Below are 18,195 nucleotides of genomic sequence, written 5' to 3'. Positions count from 1 at the left end.
CGATGAGGGGGCTCTTGATACAAAATTTGAGAACCCAACCGTCATGATCAAGGTCTTCCGTCTAGTAACTTGCAGTATGGATAATTGGTCCCGAAGAGCGGTTTTGTCTGGTACTGCTGTCGCTATCAGCTCGGTTGCTGGCTGTCTTGGTGGATCTGGTGAGAATGCTACGCCAGCACCGGACGGTGTTGCGCCGTCTGCTGCTCCGCGGCCGTCTCGTGGCCCCGAGGACGCGTCTGTTACTGTCGAACTCTACACCGATTACGAGTGCCCGCACTGCCACGATTTCCACAGTGGCACCGAACAACAGCTAGTCGACGAGTTTGTCCGATCGTCGTCCGATCCGAACGTGCAGTTCCAGTTCTATGACTACCCAATCCCAGTCGGTAACAACTCATGGTTGGCTGCGATGGCGGGCGTTACAGCTGGTGTCGAAGCGGGGGCATCTGCCCACGTGTCGTATCGCGACCAGATGTTCGAGTCCCAGAACGCGTCAACGGACCTGATCCGGACGACACTCGAAGAGACGGCAGGCGTTTCAGATTCGGTCTGGGAGGATGTCCAAAACCAGTACTATCGAAAACCAGTCGAAGCGGACAAAGAGCGCGGGAATTCTCATGGTATCTCTGGAACGCCGGGTGTCGTTGTCAACGGGACGGTCGTATCGCCGCCAGAGGGTGACCGTACGTATCAGGATGCGATTCGGGCGGAAATCCAGAGCCAACTCTAGAAATCAGCGATCGATACCTGCCGGTCCAGTTCCTCTTTTCGCCGGCGCTCGTACGCTTCCTTCGCTTCGTCTTCGATATCGATGCACTTGACGGTGAGAGGGGTTTCGTCGTCGTACTCGAGTTCAGCGGCGATTGCGAGGGGGGCGGTTCCAGCGCAGGGGACCATGACCGTGTCCCCGGAAGTGGTTAACTGCGAGAGGTAGCTCCGGTACGGTGCGAGGGGTTTCGCTGTCCCCCAGTCGAAGTTCTCTCGTTGCCGGCCGCAGGGAATGTTGAGTCGGAGGTTGCTTCCGACCGGGTGGTCAGCCGGGATCGGACAGGCTTGTTTCCAGGCAAACAGGACGGAATACCCGCCGTTGGTGAGATACATTCCGGCTGTGGATTTGTCCGGTTCACCATCTTGGGTCAGCTCCGTCACCTGCCCGGTTCGGATTCTCGACTCCCCCCACGTGTCTTGAATGTAGTCCCAGAGCCGAGGGAGTAGCCAATCGTCGACGTCGGCAATGAGAACACCGCCGGGTTCGAGACACCCGTGGACAGCGTCGATGAGGGCGGAGGTAGTGAGGGACGTGTCATGGTCGTCGTGATGGTCGTCCGACTCGGAAAACGAATGTGTCGGGTATTCCACGCCAAATTGTCCATTCCGCATCGGCCTCGCCCACGCATCGTCCAGGTGGATGAGCGATACGCTGTTGTTGGGACGAGAATGGAGTGTTTCGAGGGCATCTGCTAGTCGGTAGGTGATCGAAACCATCTGACTTGGTTAGTTCTCGAAGTCTCAATGTGGGAGCGTGCTACTCGTTTGCGACCGGATCGGTACTGGCTGTGTAGTCTTCAAGCAGATCGAGGGCAGCGGTTGTGTGGAACCCGCCGACGTGGTCGATGTTCCACAGCCCGGATTGTCGTATTTCTCCGGCCGCCGCGTGGTTGCCGAGCCAGCCGTCTGGAATCTGCTGATCGCCACGCAATCGCGACTGGCTCACGAGAGCGATCGTATTCTTCTCGATGAAGGCCCGGTCCGATTTTGGGCCCGGCTCGCCGGGAATATCGACGACCAGGAACGGCAGCCGGCGGATGTACGCACTCACTGCGAGTTCGAGCGGGTGTTCCTGTTCTCGCAGTTCCGTTGTTTCGATCGGGATTCCATCTCGGTGGGGCGTGCCCCAGTGGGAAAACTGCTCGTGTAGTCCGTCCCGTTCGATGAGGGCCCGCCCGACGTGTCGCCGCCAGACAGATCCACGGTGGTTGCCGCCATTCGGGTGTTCTGCCCGCTCCGTGTTCCCTCGGTGCTGTCGCAGACGGGACCAAAGTCCGTTGCTCGAACCAGCACTCACGCCAACGGTTCCGATCCGAACAAGCCGCCACTGAGATGGTGGTTGGGAAAAGTCCGTCGTCGGATCGAAGAAAAAGTAGATGCCAGCGTCTGGCCAGTCTTGGTTTCCCGTGGCGTTTTCGAGATAGAATGGCCCACCACAGTTGTCCTGCAGCGTAGCTAAAATGGACTGGAGCCGGCTGTGTGCTGTGTTGCGACCGGTGTATGCGGAACTGAGCATGGGCTCGTGTGCTGTGATGACCGATCAGGAGAGCCGTTCATCAAGTTCGTCAGCGAGGACGTCGACGGCGACTTCGCGAAGCGACGAGCTGGTTGTGTGGTAGGGATATTTGTCGCTCCCTCGCAGGACATCTTTCGGCCAGATCCGCTCGTGGACGTACGGCATCCCGCTTGTAGTCAGTGCAACCGTTGGTTCGTCGTCGACGAACACTGCGCTCACGATGAGCGAGTTGGCGACACCCCGTGTGGAAATCTCTTCTGTGGCAGCATGGTCCTGCAAGCCTTCAACCACTTCGGAAAGATACTCTTCAAACTCCTCTTGCGGGTCTGCTTCGATTCGGACTTCAGTCATTGGTCGAACAGCGGGACGAAGTGTTCATCCCCATCTTCGACCCACAGGTCTCCGATGGTTCCGTCGCGCTTTACTCCTGGCTCGAATTGTACCGGCTCGGATTCTTCACCAGACATCGTCACAGCTCCTGCTGACCCACAAGATCGGCCACCTGCTCGTCGGTGTACTTCGAGAGGTCGAACATTTGACCGGCGAGGGGTTCCTGGAAAAGCCTGCGCTGGCACTCCTTGCAGCTGATGAATAGTGCCCGAGTGGCACTGCCGTAGTCCGTCCGAGACATTGCCGGAGACCCGCCCATATGGTCACCGCGTGTCGCGAGACGTGTGAATTCGAGACTGCCACAGAAGGGACACTCGTCCCCGATGCCATCGAATTCGGCGGTCCGAATACGAGGGAGCGCTTTTGTGGTGCCGTCCGGTTCTTCGAGAGTGTGTTTAGTGATATTACGGTGGATCTCGTCACCACTCTTTCCCGTCTCTATTTTTAACGTCATAAGTCGGTTCCACAGCTACCGCCCCAAGTTGTACGAACAGGACACTTGGGAGGTACCTATGGGCCGGTGGAAAATGGCACAGACTACCCTGTTGAGGGTGTACGCGAGGCAGAAAACCCGTTAGTCGTCGGTGTCGCTCCCGTTCTTCTGGAGCGTTTCCATCTTGACCCGAGCGTTTCCGTCCTCGTCGACCGTGAACGCATCGGAGTCCTCGACGTCGAAATCGAGGTCGTCTGGGTCAGTCATTATCAGGGTGTTCTCGTTCAAGGGTTAAATACTCTTCCCGTAGGATGTATTTGCCGATCAGCAGGGCTGCACCGGATATCCCGGCAAAAACGAGCCCACTGACGTAGATGTGGTTTGGAAGGACTACCAATACTGCTCCGCCTAACATGTAGAGTACTCCGATCACTAAACTGGTGAGACACCGCTCGACCCATTTTGAATTCGCGATTACTACTTTCCGGTTGTCTCTGATTGCGTCGCTATATCCATGAAGCATTGTATCTTGGTGAACCGCCTCGGGGTCAAGCACCGAGGCTTCTTCCCGTGGATTAGTCGGACACGCCTCGGATACCATCGGTCTGGTTACCTCGACCGGTATCAGAGGTCACGGTCGGGCCGTCCACAGACCCCGATGCCTGCCGTCGCAACTCCCATTTCCGCACTTGCGGGAGTGTGTTGAGAGCAGGCACATTTCTATCGTCTTGCGTTCTCAGCCACTTCTGCGCGACACTTACACCAGCACCACGGTCGGCGTGGTCTTGATGCTCGCACTCACAGCACTTGAACCGCTTTCCGTTACGATTCGCCCGTTCTGTGTGTCCACACAGCGGGCATTGCTGGCTGGTGTACTCCGGGTCAACATCATCTGAAGGGATTCCTTTCCATGCGGCTTTGTAGCTGATGAAATCCCGAAGTTTGGCGAACGGGAGCGAGTGCAGACGGCGGTTCATGCGAGGCCCGTACTCGATGTCGTCTCGTATATCTTTGAGGTCTTCAAAGATAATCACGGGACTGTCGAACCGCTGAATCCACTCTACCACCCGCCGTGACACCGTGTGGAGTTGGTCGTGAACGAACCGTTGCTCCTTGTCGCGGAACACGTCATTGAATGCGGTCTGTTCGGCTTTCTGCATCCGCTTCCGCATCGTGAAGTAGCGGTGTCGCTCTTCTTTGATTTCTGGGTAGTCAATGACGATGGAATCTTCGATACCGCTCTCAGTCAGTGCCGCCAGTGCAACGCAGCCTTCGTTAATATCGACCCCGACAACGGTTTCTGTCGCCGTTTTTGCATCAACTTCGGCGGTTTCGTTTGTGACCGTGACGTGCAACTCTTCGCGTCCCTTTCGGCAAAGTGCTTCGGCAGTGCCGACGTGCCAGTCACCATCGTTAATTGCCTGTCTAAGCAGGTCGAATTAGTCTTGTGTGCCACGAAGTTTGCCTTTGACGTGGTTATACGGTTTCGTTGAAATACGGAACCGGACCGCTTCGTCTTCGAGAAAAAGGTTGTAGCCTTCGCTGTAGTTCATCCGCAATGGGAAAGTCTCGTGTTTGTACCACGGGCGTCCCCAATCGTCGTTGTCGTAGTAGTTGTCGAGTGCGTCAAAAGCTTTGTCGATGACGCGCTGTGCGGTGTTTTGCACGAGGTCGGCGTTCTGTTCGACAACATCTTCGATTTCGTTCCAGCCCCACCCGTCATAATTGAGGCGTAGCACCTCGTTGAAGACACGGCGACACTCCAATCGAGCGTCGTGAAGCAGGCTCTCGTTGCCACTCTGCACGTCCAGCGGGAACACGAGTGTCTTGGTGAGAGCCTGTGTCTGCGTCATTCTTGGTCGGTTTCGGTGGGGTCTGAGATACGGACAACTTTCACGTCAGCCCCACGCCACCGCTTTGGAACGGTGACGTGAGCGCTGTTGCCGAACTCTTTGACTTCGCCGTCAAGGACTTCTTCGCCGTCGATTTCAAACCGATTCCCCATACAAAAGTATATATTTTGAATATACTTGAACGCAACGGGGTTTGGTCACTGGAGCGTACGGCCTTCACCCTCGGGGTCAAGCCCCGAGGCACTCGGCCTGCTCCGCCTGTAGACGCTGTCGCAAAGCCCGTTGACGTGGCTGACGAGTTCGTCGAAGTCGTCCTGCTACATCAGGTGTTGCTCGTTGTTTGCGACTGCTTCTTCGACCGTCGCCACGACCTCGTCGATAGTGTCGTAGGAACGTCGTGTTCCTGCAGTGCTAACTCGAACGATTCTCGGATGTCCTTAAAGTTGACCGGCTGATCTTCCATGGTCCGCTCTACTGGCCAGCTCTCAACACCGGGCTTTAGACTGCCTAAGCAGGAGATAGGGTCATTTCCCGGAGTTCGATATGCTCTTTGCCGGCGGCGTGGTACGCGTCCCGGTGCGCCTCTGCGGTTTCACGGTCGTAGAAGATCGCATCTTCGGAGCTGGGTTCGGGGCTGTGGGATTCAGGAATGTCTTCGGGATTGTCCGACTCATCGATCAGAATGAGCTTGTTGACGGGCAAGAACGGCTGATCGGCCTTTGTCCCGATCGGTTCGGTATTGATCAGCACGTAGTACGTTCCGGCGAAACGGTCTGTCTCTGAATTTTCTGACATGGTAACCTCTACTTCGATCGCGGGTCCGCAATCCGCTGGTAGCTGCTCACTGTTGAGGCTCCCATTCCGGTGGGAGAGCCCCATCGTATAGTGGGAGTGCTTCTAGTGTCAACCTGACATATAGTGTCTGGAGCGTATGATACGGAACGTGGGAGATATCGTCGATCGGCGGGAGTTCGACTGCCAGCGATTCCAGGAGATCGCCATTGTTGTTCCCGACAACTCCAAACCCATCATAATGCTCCGCGAAGTCACCAAGATGGTCGTACACTTCCACGAGCGAGAGCATCCCGGCCATCTCCGAGACACCCACTGCTTCGCGGACTGCAACAGTAGCAGCGGCGTCCCGAAGTGCTCTGTTGTCCGGCTCTTGGACTCGCTTGCGAACGAACTGGGCTAAACAGTCGCCCCGTTCCGAGAAGGGAAGAGTTCGGATCGCGTCTTTGGGTGTCTCAACTGTCTCGTATTCCGTTGGCTGTACCGTCATTGTTCAATCCTATTGCCTTGACACAACCCGGCTACTCGGCACTGAGAAGCCGATCGTTTGCGCTCTTCTTCACATCCTCGTTTTCGTACAGCAGCTGCCCCGTCTCATCGGAATGGACATGGGCGAGAGAAAACAGAAGAACGTGGTCGCGATCGTCGTCGAATTCCACCTGGATCTTGGGGAATCCCTGACCACGTTCGAATTCGATATCGTCGACGGGAGTTTCGCCGTCCACCCATGCTGGCAGGTCGCGATCCTGCCAGTAGAGGGCGTAGGCTTTCTCCCAGTCGTCAGAGTCCTCGAAGATTTCGTGCAGTAGCCAGACAGTCTGCAGGTCGCCGAAGTGGGTGTCGTTGACCGTCGTGGTGAGACGTGCCTGGTTGTCCTGCGTGGAGATAGAGAACGAACTGTAGTCTGACCGTTCTTTTTGATGGAATCGCGCGGCGATCACACTGGACTGGGCTTTCTCTGGGAGCGGATTCGGAAGCGCCGCCGGATATATTTCGGCCACCTCGTAGTAGAGTGAGTAGGGATCTGGGTCTGAGTCGGTTGATGGAGCTTGATCGGTTAGGTTTCTGAAGTGAGAGATGAGAGTGGAGTTGGCGGGATTCTGGTTTTCCAACCAGTCAAGGCAGGCCTTGAGGGAGTCTTCACTGGGTTCTTCGTCTTCGATGATACTGCTAATCGTGGACTGATGCTCCGGTGGCAGTGGTTGGGAGTTGGCCATAGAATTACTCTCCGCCGGTGATCTCGCTGATCGTTTCGTCGTGTTCGCCGGCGTCGATTTCTGTCATGATGTCGTTGGCGAGCTTTGCACAGTGTTCGTCGATTTTGTTTAGCTCGGTTTTGACGTGTTTGTCGGTGATCGTGCCGATGTGGTAGCCGTCAGAATCGTGCAGTTCGGCCGTGACACCGATGCAGTCCGGGACGGGGTAGAGGACTTGGATGCGGGGGCCGTTCTCGTTCTCGTCCAGTGGGCGCTCCCAGACCCGGCACCAGATACCGCCGCCAGTGTGGATCAACTTCCCGGGCCCCCACCCATCGGGTCCGTCTTGGACCTCTTCGAACCCTTCAGGCGGTTCTGGGAGAGTGATACCGCGCTGTTGCTGCCTGCAGAACGCTTCTATCTCGTCAGTATCGCCACTGAACGTGAACGGTTCTCCACGACTGGGCGAGATGGTGATATATCCGTCGCCGTCTTCTATGCCGACCTCGACGTGTTCGCTCCCGTACACTGGCGCTGAGTCTGGTAACTCGAACTGATCGCTGCTGTCAGATTCTGGCATCACCATCGCCGCAAAGCCACAACTCAGAGAGATTGCATCGAACAGCCGTACTCGGGCTTCTCCCGATTCCGGTCACTCACGGCTGCTTGCCTCGACCAGTTCTCGTTCCATGGTTTGGAATACGTTGCAGTGTGCCGATCCGTATCTCCCCGACAGACTCCGCATGGGGCGCGGGCTTCGACACAACAACCAGGATACTCGATTTCACACGACGGGCAGACGGTACCGAACTCATCCTCGAATGCTGGAGGAATCTCTTCAGACAGCATCGGAGCGAGGATCCCACCGGAAGTCGTCAACTGGACCGCGACACCCGAAAAGCGGTTTGCTCTGTTGTCTCGATTGACCCATACCGAATTGGAGGACTCCATGTTTCGTGGGGCGATGAGAGTGCAGTCCTCGCACTCCCAGCCGTTGACCGTCACGGTGGACATTCGTTCTTCGAGTGCATCTTGGAGCCTGCTATCGTAGACTGCCGATACTGGCAGCTCGAACTCTCCGTGAGTGGGGCCGATGTTTTGCTCACACTCCGGACACACGCACCCTGATTTGTGGTTGCGTTCCTTCGGGCGGATTTCGAGTGTCGGGGTTTCGTCGCCCTCGTCGACGACGCCGAAGTCGGACAGCGATTCGCTCGCCATGATCACCACTCCCCGGCGTCGATCACGGCCTGTCGTGCTTCTGGATGGGCTAGGAGTTCTCGGAGCGTGTGTCCAAGGACTTCCCAGACGTACGTTCCGAGAGCGTTTTCTTCCCTGAGCATATCCGTGAGAAACTGGTCAGAGGGAATTGGCGACTGGTAATGAGACAGGTAAGCACGGGCCTCCGTTGCACCGATTTCCTCGTACATCCACATCTGCCCCGTAAGTGAGAAATTCCCGAGTTGGGGAGCGAATATCGAAACGAGGTCGTCTGCAAGTTTGTCCCGATCGGTGTCTTCGTCCGAACGGATTTCGACTGCATTTGCCGTTGCACAGAGCGACCCGACCATCATCAGGGGGTCAACGTGAAGCGGATCAGGCGGTGACTGCGACTCGAGCATTACTTCCGGGAAGTCGTCCTGCACACCGAGTTCGCACCGAACCGTCTCACGAAGCACTCCGGTGGTCAGGTCCGGAAGCACGTCTCTCACTGGCCCGTCGGCGTGGTCGGTGAGCTGATCCGTTGCGATGGCGGCACGGAGTGGGTGTTTGGACGCGCAGTACTCGATCAAGAACGTCTGCTCTGTGAGTGTCGAAGGGAGTTGGCTACTACCGTTGGTCTGGGCGTTGGCCGTCTGCTCTAGTACCGCTTCTCCGACCTCGTCATCGGGGACCGCTGGGGGGAAGTCCCCTGGTTCGATATCGAGACGGGCTTCGATCTGGCCGACAGCATTGCTGAGGAAGGCCCGTGCGTTGAACGGTTCACCAGTGTCGAGATTTGTTGTCTTGTAGAAAATTGGGATAGCCGTGCTACTCTGCATCGTGATCCTCCTCCAGTGAGATTGTCTTCTCGACCGTCACTCCCGCGAGAGACCGATCGCCGTCCCACTCAAGGGACTGGTCGTCCCACGCGTCTGTCCGGAGGAGGTTGAATTCGCCGACGTCTTCTGGTGGAACCCACGCTTCTCCGGTAATTTTGATGTGCTGGGACTCCCGAGAGACAGCGACTGTTGCACAGCCGTGATCGCAGTCGATATCTTTGAACTGCCTGTTGATCCGCTCGATCGTGTTGACAACGTCGGTCAGCCGGTCGATCTCTTCCGTGAGAGTACTGACAGCTTCTGTGACATCATCGAAATACCGCCCGTTGTCATCTTGATCAGCGTGTTCTGGGTTTTCCAAGTCCATTCTGGGACGGTAGCCGGGCCTCAACTCTCGGCGAGAGTGTTGGACTCGACCTGTTCGATGTTGCTTTCCTGGAGGTCGACTTTGCAGACGAGGGCGGGTTCTTGACCGTCTCGCCCTGGCGTCCCGGTCTTGATCGTAATGATCTCGCCTATGATCCCGAGCCGTTGCAGCTGGCCTTCAGGGATGGCAAACGTGTATTCCTCACCGGGATCAAGATCGATTCCCAATTCCACGAACAGGTCGGCACCCGACTCGTTTAGGAGCTCGACGTCGACGAGGGGCGGCCACTGCATATGGTCAAAAATATGGTTTCGAACAGCGACAGCGCGGGGCGTGAACTCATCGCCAACCTCGTCTGTGCGGGGATTGACCGTCTCGTGAGCCCGTGATGACCTGGACATGACTGCTCAGTCCAATCGCAGTGCCACAACCGTTTGAGCGCCCACGCCTTCCATCAGTCCGGGGCGAACAGGAAATCCGACTGATAGTTGTTCGTTTCCCAGCCGATCTCATCGCCGATTTTTTCGACGAGCCGGCCAGCTCTCCCCGGTTCAACGTTGAATACGGTTTCGAGGGCCCCATCATCTAGCCGGTAGACTCGCCACCGAGGCGCTGAAAATCGATACTCGAACCCATCGGCATCGACACCGAGTGGTTCGGTCTCGTCTGGAATCCCCCGCTTTGCTAACTCTTTTGGGTCTAGCCGGCGCTCTTCGTGCGGTGCCGACGAGCTGTCTCCCGTTTGCTCTCTTTCGTCCGCTGTCTGTTCAGTTCCCCAGGCGCTCATATCTATCACTATGAATTACTCTCACTTTAACTTACCTAATTATTCTGTTAGTTTTCGGTGTAAACGAACCGCGTAGTATGCTGGGTTTCACCGGATTTAGTCCAGTCCTGACGCTCGCACCCAATAGAAATATATAATTTCTGTTTGGATTCAGAATCCGACGAGCAGGCTGGCGAGTTCGTCCAGTTTCGGGGTGAGATTCGCCGCGTCGTAGACGGTCGTCGTCCGGGCGTACTTATCTTCGAGTTGGGCAGCAGATGCCGGCGCGTTGCCGTGGGCTTTGTCTGTCGCAATCGTGAGCGAGCAAATGGGAGTGAGAGTGTTGTCGACGATCGACCCGACGGCGTCTACGTCGTCGGGCTTGTCGTCGGTGATGTTGATGATGAGCGGCTCGTACTGCTGTTCCTGCACGAGCGTTGTGCCCAGTTCGAGCGCATCTGAGAGTGGCGTCCCGCCACCAACATCTGATTCAGTTAGCGTCTCGCCGACGAACTTTGTATCGACAGAGAACGGCTTGACGAGCCTAGCATCGTCTCGGATGAAGTCGATAACGGCCACGTCGATGTCCAGTGACTCGGCGGCCGCAGCGAGTTGGGCGACAGCTTGACTCGCGGCTTCGATTTTCCCGTCGCGCTGCATCGAGTACGACCGGTCGAGAATGATCACGAGGGCGTATCGCTTCTCACGGCCGGGGAGGTCTCGCTTGAACACGGACGGATCGCCGTATGAAAGTTTGTATCCCTGACTGGTATCGTAGGCCCCGCTGGTGAGGCCGCTGCGGGAGTTAGTTTGCCGATCGAGACTGAGAGCCTTCGCGAGCGTATCTGCTATCGACTGGGCGTCCTGTTCGATGGCATCCCACTCGGTAGTGGGTTCACTGTCTTCGGTGATTCCGGGAAGGATAGAGAGTTCATCGAGCGAGCCTGGGCCGCCCTCGGTCGTGGTACTGGCCTGATCGAGTTTGGTATCCAGACGCCCGAGTTCACGTTCGAGTTCGTCGTCGGCAAACTCGGGTGGTTCGGCGTCGGCTTCTGCCCGTTTGGCTTCGGCAGATTCCGTTTCAGGGCTACTGTCGCCGTTGGCGGCGATCTCGGTGTGTTTCGGTGTCGGCTGGGATTCAGCATCCGACTGGTCGCCGGCATCGTCCTGATCAGCTGCCGAAGCAGGGGACGACGGTTGCGAGGGAGAGTCGTTTCCGTCACTGCCGGTTTCTTCGTTGGATCGTTGGTCGGCCTGCTTGCCACCGCTGGCTGGGTCGTCCTGGCTATCGTCGCTCTGGCTGGCTTGTTCTTCGCTGGCGTCGGGATCTGCTCCATCATCGCCGTCCGTAACGTCTGCATCAACGGGATTCTCGTCGCTGCTTTCTGAGTTACTGCCTTCGTCTTCAGATCTGGCCGGCTCGGTGTCGGATTCTTCGGCGGTGTCGTCATTTTCGTCCTCGTCTTGTCCTGCTGAGGCGAACTCCCCGAGCCGAGATTGGCTTGGCCGTCCCGTCGACGGCGAAGGGCTGTCGGGGCTGGATGGCTCATCTTCGGTCCTGGCTGAATCATCACCAGCGTCGGTACCGTCTGCACTGTCTGAGCCCCTGTCACTGTCGTTGTCCGCCTGACTACCGCCTGACTGGTCACTGCGACTTTCGGAGGTGTTATCGTCTGGGGCAGAGTCAGGCGACTGATCTGGGGACGTTTCGGTATCGGAAGGCGATGGAGTTGGGCCCTCAGACTGATCTTGGCTGGATGACTCCGAGTTGTGTGCTTGTTCGGAGGTGCTGTCGGGCTGGGATTCGCTCGTATCCGGGCGCTGTTGGTGTTCGCTTGGATCTATGTCCACTGCGTCGGCATCCGGCTCATCTCCGATCGACGGGCGATCCAGTACGTCTTGACCGGGTGTGGACTGGTCATTGTGATCGCTATTGAGGTCGGAGGACTCGCTGTCTTGGCCTCCCCGCCCGGATTGGTCGGATTGACTCTCTCCGTTGGACTGATCTCCGCCGCCAGCGTTGTCAGAACCAGATTGGTCTGGTTGCGAGTGCTGGTCTATGATGGGCCGGAGTGTGTCGTGCCACGTTGAGAGGAGGCGCTTGGCGCGGGCGAGAGAGGCTGTCTTGTCGTGGTGGTCGGAAACATCGTCTGGATTAGCGCTCCGGATCGTGAGTACATCTACGGCCAATGAGCGGAGGGCCTGATCAACCTTGAAGAAGGCTTCGCGGTCGGTATCCGACTCGAATGTGACCGTTTGGTTGTTGGGGTTGGTGAGGGAGTAGAGCAGGTTCCCTGTCGGTGGGGAGTAGATTGCGTATTCGTAGAGAGCAGAGGTGACGGCATCCCACCAGCTGTAGGTTAGTGACTTGCCGTCTGGAATCCTGTCAGTGGTGTCGGTGATGTCCTTCCGGAGAATGTGGAGTCGATCTCGGATAGCGGGGCCGAAGTTTTCGCCGGTGATGGCTTCGTTTTCGATGGCGCCGTCCTCGACGATGTTGAACAGCTCGTGGACGTGGTCGGTGTACTGGTCTTCGACCCCGTCGTCGATGAGATCCGCGACCGCGCCGTTGGCGGTTTTTAGCGCGTGGAGCAGTTCGTGCGTAGCCGCACCGAACTGGCGATAGCGATCGGCGGCTAACTGCGTTGTGCAGGGGAGGTCTGACAGTGGAGCCGGCTGACTGGAGATTACGACTAGGTAATCGCCGTCGGACTGGTTGATGAGTTGCTGTGCCTGGACAGAAGCGTCGTCAAGGGGAGAACTACTGGACTCGAGAACCGCATCCTCACTGACTGGCATGATCAGAGCCGTGTCGATAGCCGGCGTGAGGTGGACGTCGATCGATGCCGAAACCGATGGAGGCAGTGCGCCGTTGAGGTAGCGTTTGAGTCGCTTTCGTCGTGACTCACTGCCCCGTATCGCATCTGGATCGGTCGTGTTGATGCCCGCTTCCGAGAGTTGTGACTGGGGCTGGTGGATCGGTTGGTGTGACATGGTTGTAGTGCCCGGAACCGCTATCTCATTCCCACTGCGATACCACAACGACGAAGTGAACTACCCCGGCCTACTCGCCGCCTTCGGCGGCTCCTTGAGGCAGGGGCTTCCTGCTTCCACGACGCGCTTTGCAGGAACAACCGCAGTTCCCGCAGGGAGCGCAGTCTCCACAGGCGTTCCTTCGGAGTGACCCACTCCTAGGTCGGTGAGTCCGCGAGAAAGAATGTTGCACGCCGCGTTTGCGTCTCTGTCGGCCTTGAAGCCACAGGCAGGACAGGAATGTTCACGTACCCACAGCGGTTTCTCGGTTTCGACGCCACACTGAGCGCATTCTTTGGTGGTGCCGTCGGGGTCAACCTCCACGAAGTGCGTGCCTTCCCGTTCACACTTGTATTCGAGCATATCAGTGAAGGTATTCCACGCCGCCGACGCTGTGTTACGGCTGTTGCGGGGTGATTCGAGCATCCCTTTCACGTCAAGGTCTTCGACGGCCACCAGGTCGTACGCCCGAGCGTAGTAGTTCGAGAGTTTGTGCAGGAAATCACGCCGCTTGCGCTTGATTTGGAGGTGACACGCAGCGACACGCCGACGTTGGGTCTCCCAGTTGTTCGACCCATGCTCTTTCCGGGAGAGTTTCCCTTGCTCTCGTTCGAGCCTGTCGCGTTCTTCTGAGAGGTCGAGTGATTCGACCGCTGTGCCGTCTGTATCGTGGGCATACGTCAGAATACCCACGTCAATCCCAACCATCTCGTCGGTGTCGATGTCCTCCAGCGGTGGCTTGGCTGGCGGTTCTGTGTTCATTTCGATACCGAAGATAGCGAACCACTCGCCGGTTTTCTCTTTTTTGAGCGTGACTTCCTTGACTGTGGCATCGTCGGGGAGCGGTCGATGGAGTTCGATGGGTATATCTGCGAGTTTCGACAGCGACAGCACAGTCTGACCACTCTTCTTGTCGAGTTCGAAGCCAGACTGATTGTAGGTGAAACTGCGGAACTCCCGAGGTGACTTCCACCGAAGTTCACCGACGTTGTAGCCCTGTGCTTTGAGCTTCCCGAGTGCGTTGATATTCTTGGCGACCCGCATGACGGTGGGCTGGAGCACTTTCGAGTACACGTCGGTAAGCGCGTCCCACCAGTCTTTGAGGTCTGGAAGCTCGTCACGAATCTTCCGGACACGCTGTTTGACGGTGCCCTCGTCGTCGAGAATCTGATTAAAACGGTACAGAGCGTGGTTGTAGAGCTGTCTACAGGTATCGCGGTGGTAGTCCAGCGTCTCTCGCTGGTCTTCTGTGGGCGTGAGGCGATACCTGTAGTTGTAATTCATTCCACGCACGCCGAGAGAGACGTGACAGACGTATCAATCCTTGCCGTCCGGAGTGAAAGTAGTCTCCCCGTGGGCCTGTGATCCGGTAACAAGCAGGTGTCTGAGAGACGATGACGGCGGTGTATCCCCTCCCTACTGCGCTGCTTGTCCGCTTGCGCGGACTGCGCTGCTCGTTGAGGAAGGGGGATTACCGCCTGCATTCAGCTAAGGGGGGTTTGACCGGGTATTCACGAGAGACGGATCATCATGTTCCAATGCTGTTCGCCAGCATTTCAGCACTGCCCAAGTGACGACATCCACTGGTTCAACCTCGATACATGACGGGACTGTTGTGTTCGCATCGGGGGGTTCGTGAAAGTGTTTTTCTGGTGCGTTTGGCTCGGGGTGACGGTCGAACCGGAGGTCGACACCATCCGTCTCGGTGTAGTGAAAGTTGTAGCAGTCGCGTTCGGTCCAGACAATATCAAATCGACCGGACGGGCTTGAGCCGAATCCTTCGCCGACTGTGACATTGAGTTCGGGTTGAGGGTCAAGCCGACCGCTAAGAGCGTGGTGGGTAACCAGCGGTTCGTTCGCAAGGAAAATGTCGCGGATTCGCTGTAATGCTTCGTAGTCGACCGGCCCTGTATCTCCTGTGAGATAGGACATAGTTCACACGACCACTTGTTGGGCGTCGTAGAAGCTGATCGCCGCTTTTGCGAGATAGAGATTTTTCTGGGCGGTCTGCCACGTTGTGTGGTCTTCCCATCCCTCGTGGTCGTCCGGATCAAGTTGCTGGGCGAGTTCTGCAGGGGATTCAACCCCGTGTTTCGTTCTAATTTTGTTGACGGTCTGTTTCAGGCCCTGAAGCGTCTCAATCAGTTCTTCTTTCGAGTACTCTTCGTGCAGTTTCAGCACCTGCTGGTAGATATACATCTGGTCGTTCCGCTTGTAGAGTGCGCCCTGAGCGCCATCGATTTTTTCAACCAGACCAATTTCAGCGAGTTCCGTGAGTTCGTCACGCACCACTGGCTGACTAGCGTTTGCTTTCTCCGCGATATCTGACGCCGGTGTGGGTTCAGTCGTGCGCTTGACGATTTCCTTGATCCGCTCTCGTGTTGTCGTCTCCGCCTTCCATTCGGCAACTGCTGCCTCATTGACGTCGTCGTATTCTTCAATTGGGTTGTGATTCATGTATAACTCGTATTCTAGCCTGATCTGGCATGATCTGCGGTTTCATCACCGCCGCTGTCACCCATCGTAGTGTAACATATAGTCCGAGGTCCGAATATATCTTTCGCAGAGTTCAGATGTTGTCAAATCGGTGTTTGGTCACTGTTACAGGTATCGGTTCAGCTCGTCGTAAGTTGCTTCGTGGGATTGGTTTGGCTCTGAGACGGCCCGCAGTTCGTTCTTGACGGCCGCCTTCGGCGTGGCTCCGTAGTCGATATTCTTGCAGAGTAGCGTCAGGTTCCGCGTTGACAGCGTTGGGTAACTGCTTTCATCGCGAGTGGCGTGAGCGAACTTAACGATCTTGGTAAGCGTGTCCCGATCGACGATGGTACGCGGCGAGTTCACCTGCTGGTCCAGCGTGTCCACTTCTTGTTCCACCGACTGGATATACGGCACTTGGTAGGTAAGGAATCGACCGCGGGTAGCGGCGTTCATCGGTTCGGAGTCACGATACTCGACTGTCGGCGGGTTCATCGTGATGACGACACGAGCCGCCGGGTGCGGTTCGATGAGTTCGCCGTGGGCCTTGATCAGCAGCGAGCCTTCGTTGAAGTAGCGATGCAGTGCGATTGCCGCGCCGGCCTGCATCACGGGGAACTCGTTGAGGACGACCGTACCGCCGTTGATGAGCGTCTGCTTGACGGCGGCGTTCCGTGGCTTGATCACACCGTTTTCGTCGGGAGTGAGCGGGCCAAACAGGTCTTCGGGTGTGGTGGCCGCGTCGACGTCGATTGAGACGTAGGCTCGGTTGGTCTGATGGTGGATGTATTTCAGGAGGTAGTTCTTCCCTGACCCACGGGGCCCGATCAACCGGAGTGCGGTGTGGTCGTGGAGCGCCTTCGCGACGAGTTCATCGACCGGGACCTGCAGTTCGGGCTCGACCGGGACAGCTGGCGCGACGACGTCGCCGTTTTCGTCGACCGGGAGCGCACCTGGGCCTGCGTCGGGGTGCGTTTCAGCCTTCGGAACCTGCGGGTGGTGTTCGTCATCGAGGACTTGGAGTCCGCAGGCCACGGGATCGGAATCATTCGCGCCGATGTCGCTCACGTATTGATGATCCTCGGGTGCTTCGCCGCTCGTGAGGGCTTTGGGGTCTCCGACCGTCTGCTCGGTTCGCTCGATTTGTGTGATCGACGCCGCGCCCGATCCACTGCCATCCAGGTCGTCTTTGTAGCTCTGGAGGGCTTTTTGAGCGAGTGTATCCCCGACGGGCAGTTCCATTTCGGCCGAGTGGACGATCTGCTTGGCCTCTTCGTCGGTGACAGTGAGAGCTTGGTTGTTAGCGGTAGTGATGATCTTCTCTGCCTTGGCTTCCGTTAGCGTCGTGTGGACACCGCTTAGTGCGTCAGCGTCGGCAGTCGCGAGGTCGTGAAACGACGTGTACCCAGCGTTGGTAAGCGAGTCTGCGATGCTGCCGGTGACCAGACTGATCTGTTCGAGATGGGCGTCGGGCGCTGCGACATCGAGATGGTTGTTGATCTCGGTCTTGAATTCAGCTGGCGACCGCGCTGCAAGGTCTTCGAGTGAGTGGTAGCCGAGGTCTGCGATGATCGGAGCCAACTCACTGGGGATCGGATCCAGATCGAAGAAGACCGCTTTCCCTTCGAATGCCTCCGTGATTGGATCCGGCTCGGGTTCTGAGATAGTTCCGACATCTGTGACGAGGGTCTGCCCATCGTCTGTCTGGGTGGTACTGATTTCATCAGCCGTGTCGACAGTGATCGACGCGACGTCGGTACTCTCGATATCGAGGATGGACTCGGCCCGAACTGCGATCCGCTGCACGGGAACTGAGCCACCTTCTTCTTCGAGTAGCCGTTTGGCGATGTGAGCGATTTGGGTACTGATCGTACTGCCGGACGCTGCGCTGGATGCCATTGTGATTACCTCACTACTCTCGCAGGATCACAACGAGACAGGGGACAGCGACCGGAAAATCAAACGATCAGTGTGGCGTTGAGACTGGCGAGAACTCTTGACTTCCGCATTTCGGGCAGATGCTCATGTCGTCCGGCTCTTCGTTTCCACATTCGACGCACTCTTTCATCGCAGTTTGTCGAAGAGACGAACCGCAAAAACGCTAGGCTGTCCGGGCGTTGTAGCCGCCACCAAAATGTTGAGAAGCGCCGCTATAGATCGCGGGGCTGGACGGTCTTTCGGTCGTTTTCTTCGGCACGGCGGGCGGCATCTTCAAGGACTTCTTCGACCTCGTCGTTGAGAGCCTCGTAGAAGTCGCCGGCCACGTTTTTGTCGTCGAGCGCTTCCTTCACAGTCGATTTAACCACAAGATCAGCCATTGCGTTTGGCTACTCAGAGGCCTGGAGTATAAAAGTACCCGCTAAACGTGCTACAGAGAGGGTCTGCGACTAGTGCTGGAGGGGAGGTTCGTGTGTTGTTTCTTCGTGGCGTGCTGCTTCGGCTTCGCGAAGCAGGGCGTCAGCGAGGGCTTCAGCGCGGCTTGGCGGCAGATGTTGGAGATCAGAATCCCCGAGCCCCACAGTAACGTTCCCACCTTCGGAGTTGACCTGGAAGGGACAGGCCGC

Annotated in this window: 23 protein-coding genes and 1 pseudogene; 2 read left to right on the top strand and 22 right to left on the bottom strand. The window is 57.2% G+C overall.

Annotation, left to right across the window (positions count from 1 at the left end):
- Positions 1-43 precede the first annotated feature (43 nt).
- A complete protein-coding gene (locus BMX17_RS11440) occupies positions 44-730 on the top strand; it encodes a thioredoxin domain-containing protein (protein ID WP_092660103.1) in 687 nt (228 codons plus the stop codon).
- On the opposite strand, the gene BMX17_RS11435 is transcribed toward BMX17_RS11440, so the two are convergent.
- Complete coding sequence (locus BMX17_RS11435; RefSeq protein ID WP_092660101.1) at positions 727-1,359, bottom strand: hypothetical protein; 633 nt, start codon at positions 1,357-1,359, stop codon at positions 727-729. The two genes, BMX17_RS11440 and BMX17_RS11435, sit on opposite strands and share 4 nt — an antisense overlap.
- Before the next feature lie 232 nt (positions 1,360-1,591).
- On the opposite strand from BMX17_RS11435, the gene BMX17_RS26085 reads away from it, so the two are divergent.
- Positions 1,592-1,918 (top strand): hypothetical protein, encoded by a 327-nt coding sequence (locus BMX17_RS26085; protein ID WP_170845395.1) that lies wholly within the window; start codon positions 1,592-1,594, stop codon positions 1,916-1,918.
- Between the two features lie 390 nt (positions 1,919-2,308).
- On the opposite strand, the gene BMX17_RS11425 is transcribed toward BMX17_RS26085, so the two are convergent.
- From BMX17_RS11425 to BMX17_RS11340, 21 genes and pseudogenes are all read right to left on the bottom strand, one after another.
- Positions 2,309-2,635, bottom strand: a complete 327-nt coding sequence (locus BMX17_RS11425) for a hypothetical protein (protein WP_092660099.1) — start codon at positions 2,633-2,635, stop codon at positions 2,309-2,311.
- A 118-nt stretch (positions 2,636-2,753) separates the two neighbouring features.
- Positions 2,754-2,915, bottom strand: coding sequence for a hypothetical protein (locus BMX17_RS26080; protein WP_170845394.1), 162 nt, complete (start codon positions 2,913-2,915; stop codon positions 2,754-2,756).
- Positions 2,916-3,248: 333 nt separating this feature from the next.
- A complete protein-coding gene (locus BMX17_RS27300) occupies positions 3,249-3,374 on the bottom strand; it encodes a hypothetical protein (RefSeq protein ID WP_280141386.1) in 126 nt (41 codons plus the stop codon).
- Positions 3,367-3,708, bottom strand: coding sequence for a hypothetical protein (locus tag BMX17_RS25140; protein WP_139203495.1), 342 nt, complete (start codon positions 3,706-3,708; stop codon positions 3,367-3,369). The genes BMX17_RS27300 and BMX17_RS25140 overlap by 8 nt, the downstream gene beginning before the upstream one ends.
- Positions 3,683-4,960 (bottom strand): annotated as a pseudogene (locus tag BMX17_RS11415) (RNA-guided endonuclease TnpB family protein). Before BMX17_RS11415 ends, BMX17_RS25140 begins: the two are co-directional and overlap by 26 nt.
- Complete coding sequence (locus BMX17_RS11410; protein ID WP_092660095.1) at positions 4,957-5,112, bottom strand: DUF2080 family transposase-associated protein; 156 nt, start codon at positions 5,110-5,112, stop codon at positions 4,957-4,959. Before BMX17_RS11410 ends, BMX17_RS11415 begins: the two are co-directional and overlap by 4 nt.
- A gap of 355 nt (positions 5,113-5,467) precedes the next feature.
- Positions 5,468-5,755, bottom strand: a complete 288-nt coding sequence (locus BMX17_RS11405) for a hypothetical protein (RefSeq protein ID WP_139203494.1) — start codon at positions 5,753-5,755, stop codon at positions 5,468-5,470.
- A 46-nt stretch (positions 5,756-5,801) separates the two neighbouring features.
- A complete protein-coding gene (locus BMX17_RS25135) occupies positions 5,802-6,242 on the bottom strand; it encodes a hypothetical protein (protein WP_139203493.1) in 441 nt (146 codons plus the stop codon).
- 31 nt (positions 6,243-6,273) lie between these two features.
- Positions 6,274-6,969, bottom strand: a complete 696-nt coding sequence (locus BMX17_RS11395) for a hypothetical protein (RefSeq protein ID WP_092660089.1) — start codon at positions 6,967-6,969, stop codon at positions 6,274-6,276.
- Between the two features lie 4 nt (positions 6,970-6,973).
- Complete coding sequence (locus tag BMX17_RS11390) at positions 6,974-7,528, bottom strand: hypothetical protein (RefSeq protein ID WP_139203492.1); 555 nt, start codon at positions 7,526-7,528, stop codon at positions 6,974-6,976.
- A 23-nt stretch (positions 7,529-7,551) separates the two neighbouring features.
- Complete coding sequence (locus BMX17_RS11385; protein WP_092660086.1) at positions 7,552-8,169, bottom strand: hypothetical protein; 618 nt, start codon at positions 8,167-8,169, stop codon at positions 7,552-7,554.
- Between the two features lie 2 nt (positions 8,170-8,171).
- Positions 8,172-8,990 (bottom strand): hypothetical protein, encoded by an 819-nt coding sequence (locus tag BMX17_RS11380; RefSeq protein ID WP_092660085.1) that lies wholly within the window; start codon positions 8,988-8,990, stop codon positions 8,172-8,174.
- Positions 8,980-9,381, bottom strand: a complete 402-nt coding sequence (locus BMX17_RS11375; protein WP_139203491.1) for a hypothetical protein — start codon at positions 9,379-9,381, stop codon at positions 8,980-8,982. The genes BMX17_RS11380 and BMX17_RS11375 overlap by 11 nt, the downstream gene beginning before the upstream one ends.
- The gene (locus BMX17_RS11370; RefSeq protein ID WP_092660083.1) at positions 9,378-9,650 is read right to left on the bottom strand and encodes a hypothetical protein; all 273 of its coding nucleotides are present in this window, start codon (positions 9,648-9,650) and stop codon (positions 9,378-9,380) included. The genes BMX17_RS11375 and BMX17_RS11370 overlap by 4 nt, the downstream gene beginning before the upstream one ends.
- Positions 9,651-9,811: 161 nt before the next feature.
- Positions 9,812-10,153, bottom strand: coding sequence for a hypothetical protein (locus BMX17_RS11365; protein WP_139203490.1), 342 nt, complete (start codon positions 10,151-10,153; stop codon positions 9,812-9,814).
- 141 nt (positions 10,154-10,294) lie between these two features.
- The gene (locus BMX17_RS11360; protein WP_092660081.1) at positions 10,295-13,117 is read right to left on the bottom strand and encodes a VWA domain-containing protein; all 2,823 of its coding nucleotides are present in this window, start codon (positions 13,115-13,117) and stop codon (positions 10,295-10,297) included.
- A 60-nt stretch (positions 13,118-13,177) separates the two neighbouring features.
- A complete protein-coding gene (locus tag BMX17_RS11355) occupies positions 13,178-14,440 on the bottom strand; it encodes an RNA-guided endonuclease InsQ/TnpB family protein (RefSeq protein WP_092660080.1) in 1,263 nt (420 codons plus the stop codon).
- Positions 14,441-14,644: 204 nt separating this feature from the next.
- Positions 14,645-15,088: a toxin-antitoxin system TumE family protein gene (locus tag BMX17_RS25130; protein WP_139203489.1), complete on the bottom strand. Its 444-nt coding sequence runs from the start codon at positions 15,086-15,088 to the stop codon at positions 14,645-14,647.
- A 3-nt stretch (positions 15,089-15,091) separates the two neighbouring features.
- The gene (locus BMX17_RS11350) at positions 15,092-15,613 is read right to left on the bottom strand and encodes a DUF7342 family protein (protein ID WP_092660078.1); all 522 of its coding nucleotides are present in this window, start codon (positions 15,611-15,613) and stop codon (positions 15,092-15,094) included.
- 144 nt (positions 15,614-15,757) lie between these two features.
- Entirely contained in the window at positions 15,758-17,530 is a 1,773-nt protein-coding gene (locus BMX17_RS11345; protein ID WP_092660076.1) for an AAA family ATPase, read from the bottom strand.
- Positions 17,531-17,781: 251 nt separating this feature from the next.
- Positions 17,782-17,949 (bottom strand): DUF1931 domain-containing protein, encoded by a 168-nt coding sequence (locus BMX17_RS11340; RefSeq protein ID WP_092660074.1) that lies wholly within the window; start codon positions 17,947-17,949, stop codon positions 17,782-17,784.
- Between the last annotated feature and the right edge of the window lie 246 nt (positions 17,950-18,195).

Origin of the sequence: Halorientalis persicus (genome assembly GCF_900110215.1) — an archaeon.
Classification (GTDB): domain Archaea; phylum Halobacteriota; class Halobacteria; order Halobacteriales; family Haloarculaceae; genus Halorientalis; species Halorientalis persica.
Note: the sequence above shows the minus strand (reverse complement) of the source record. Positions and strands in the feature narration are given on the sequence as shown.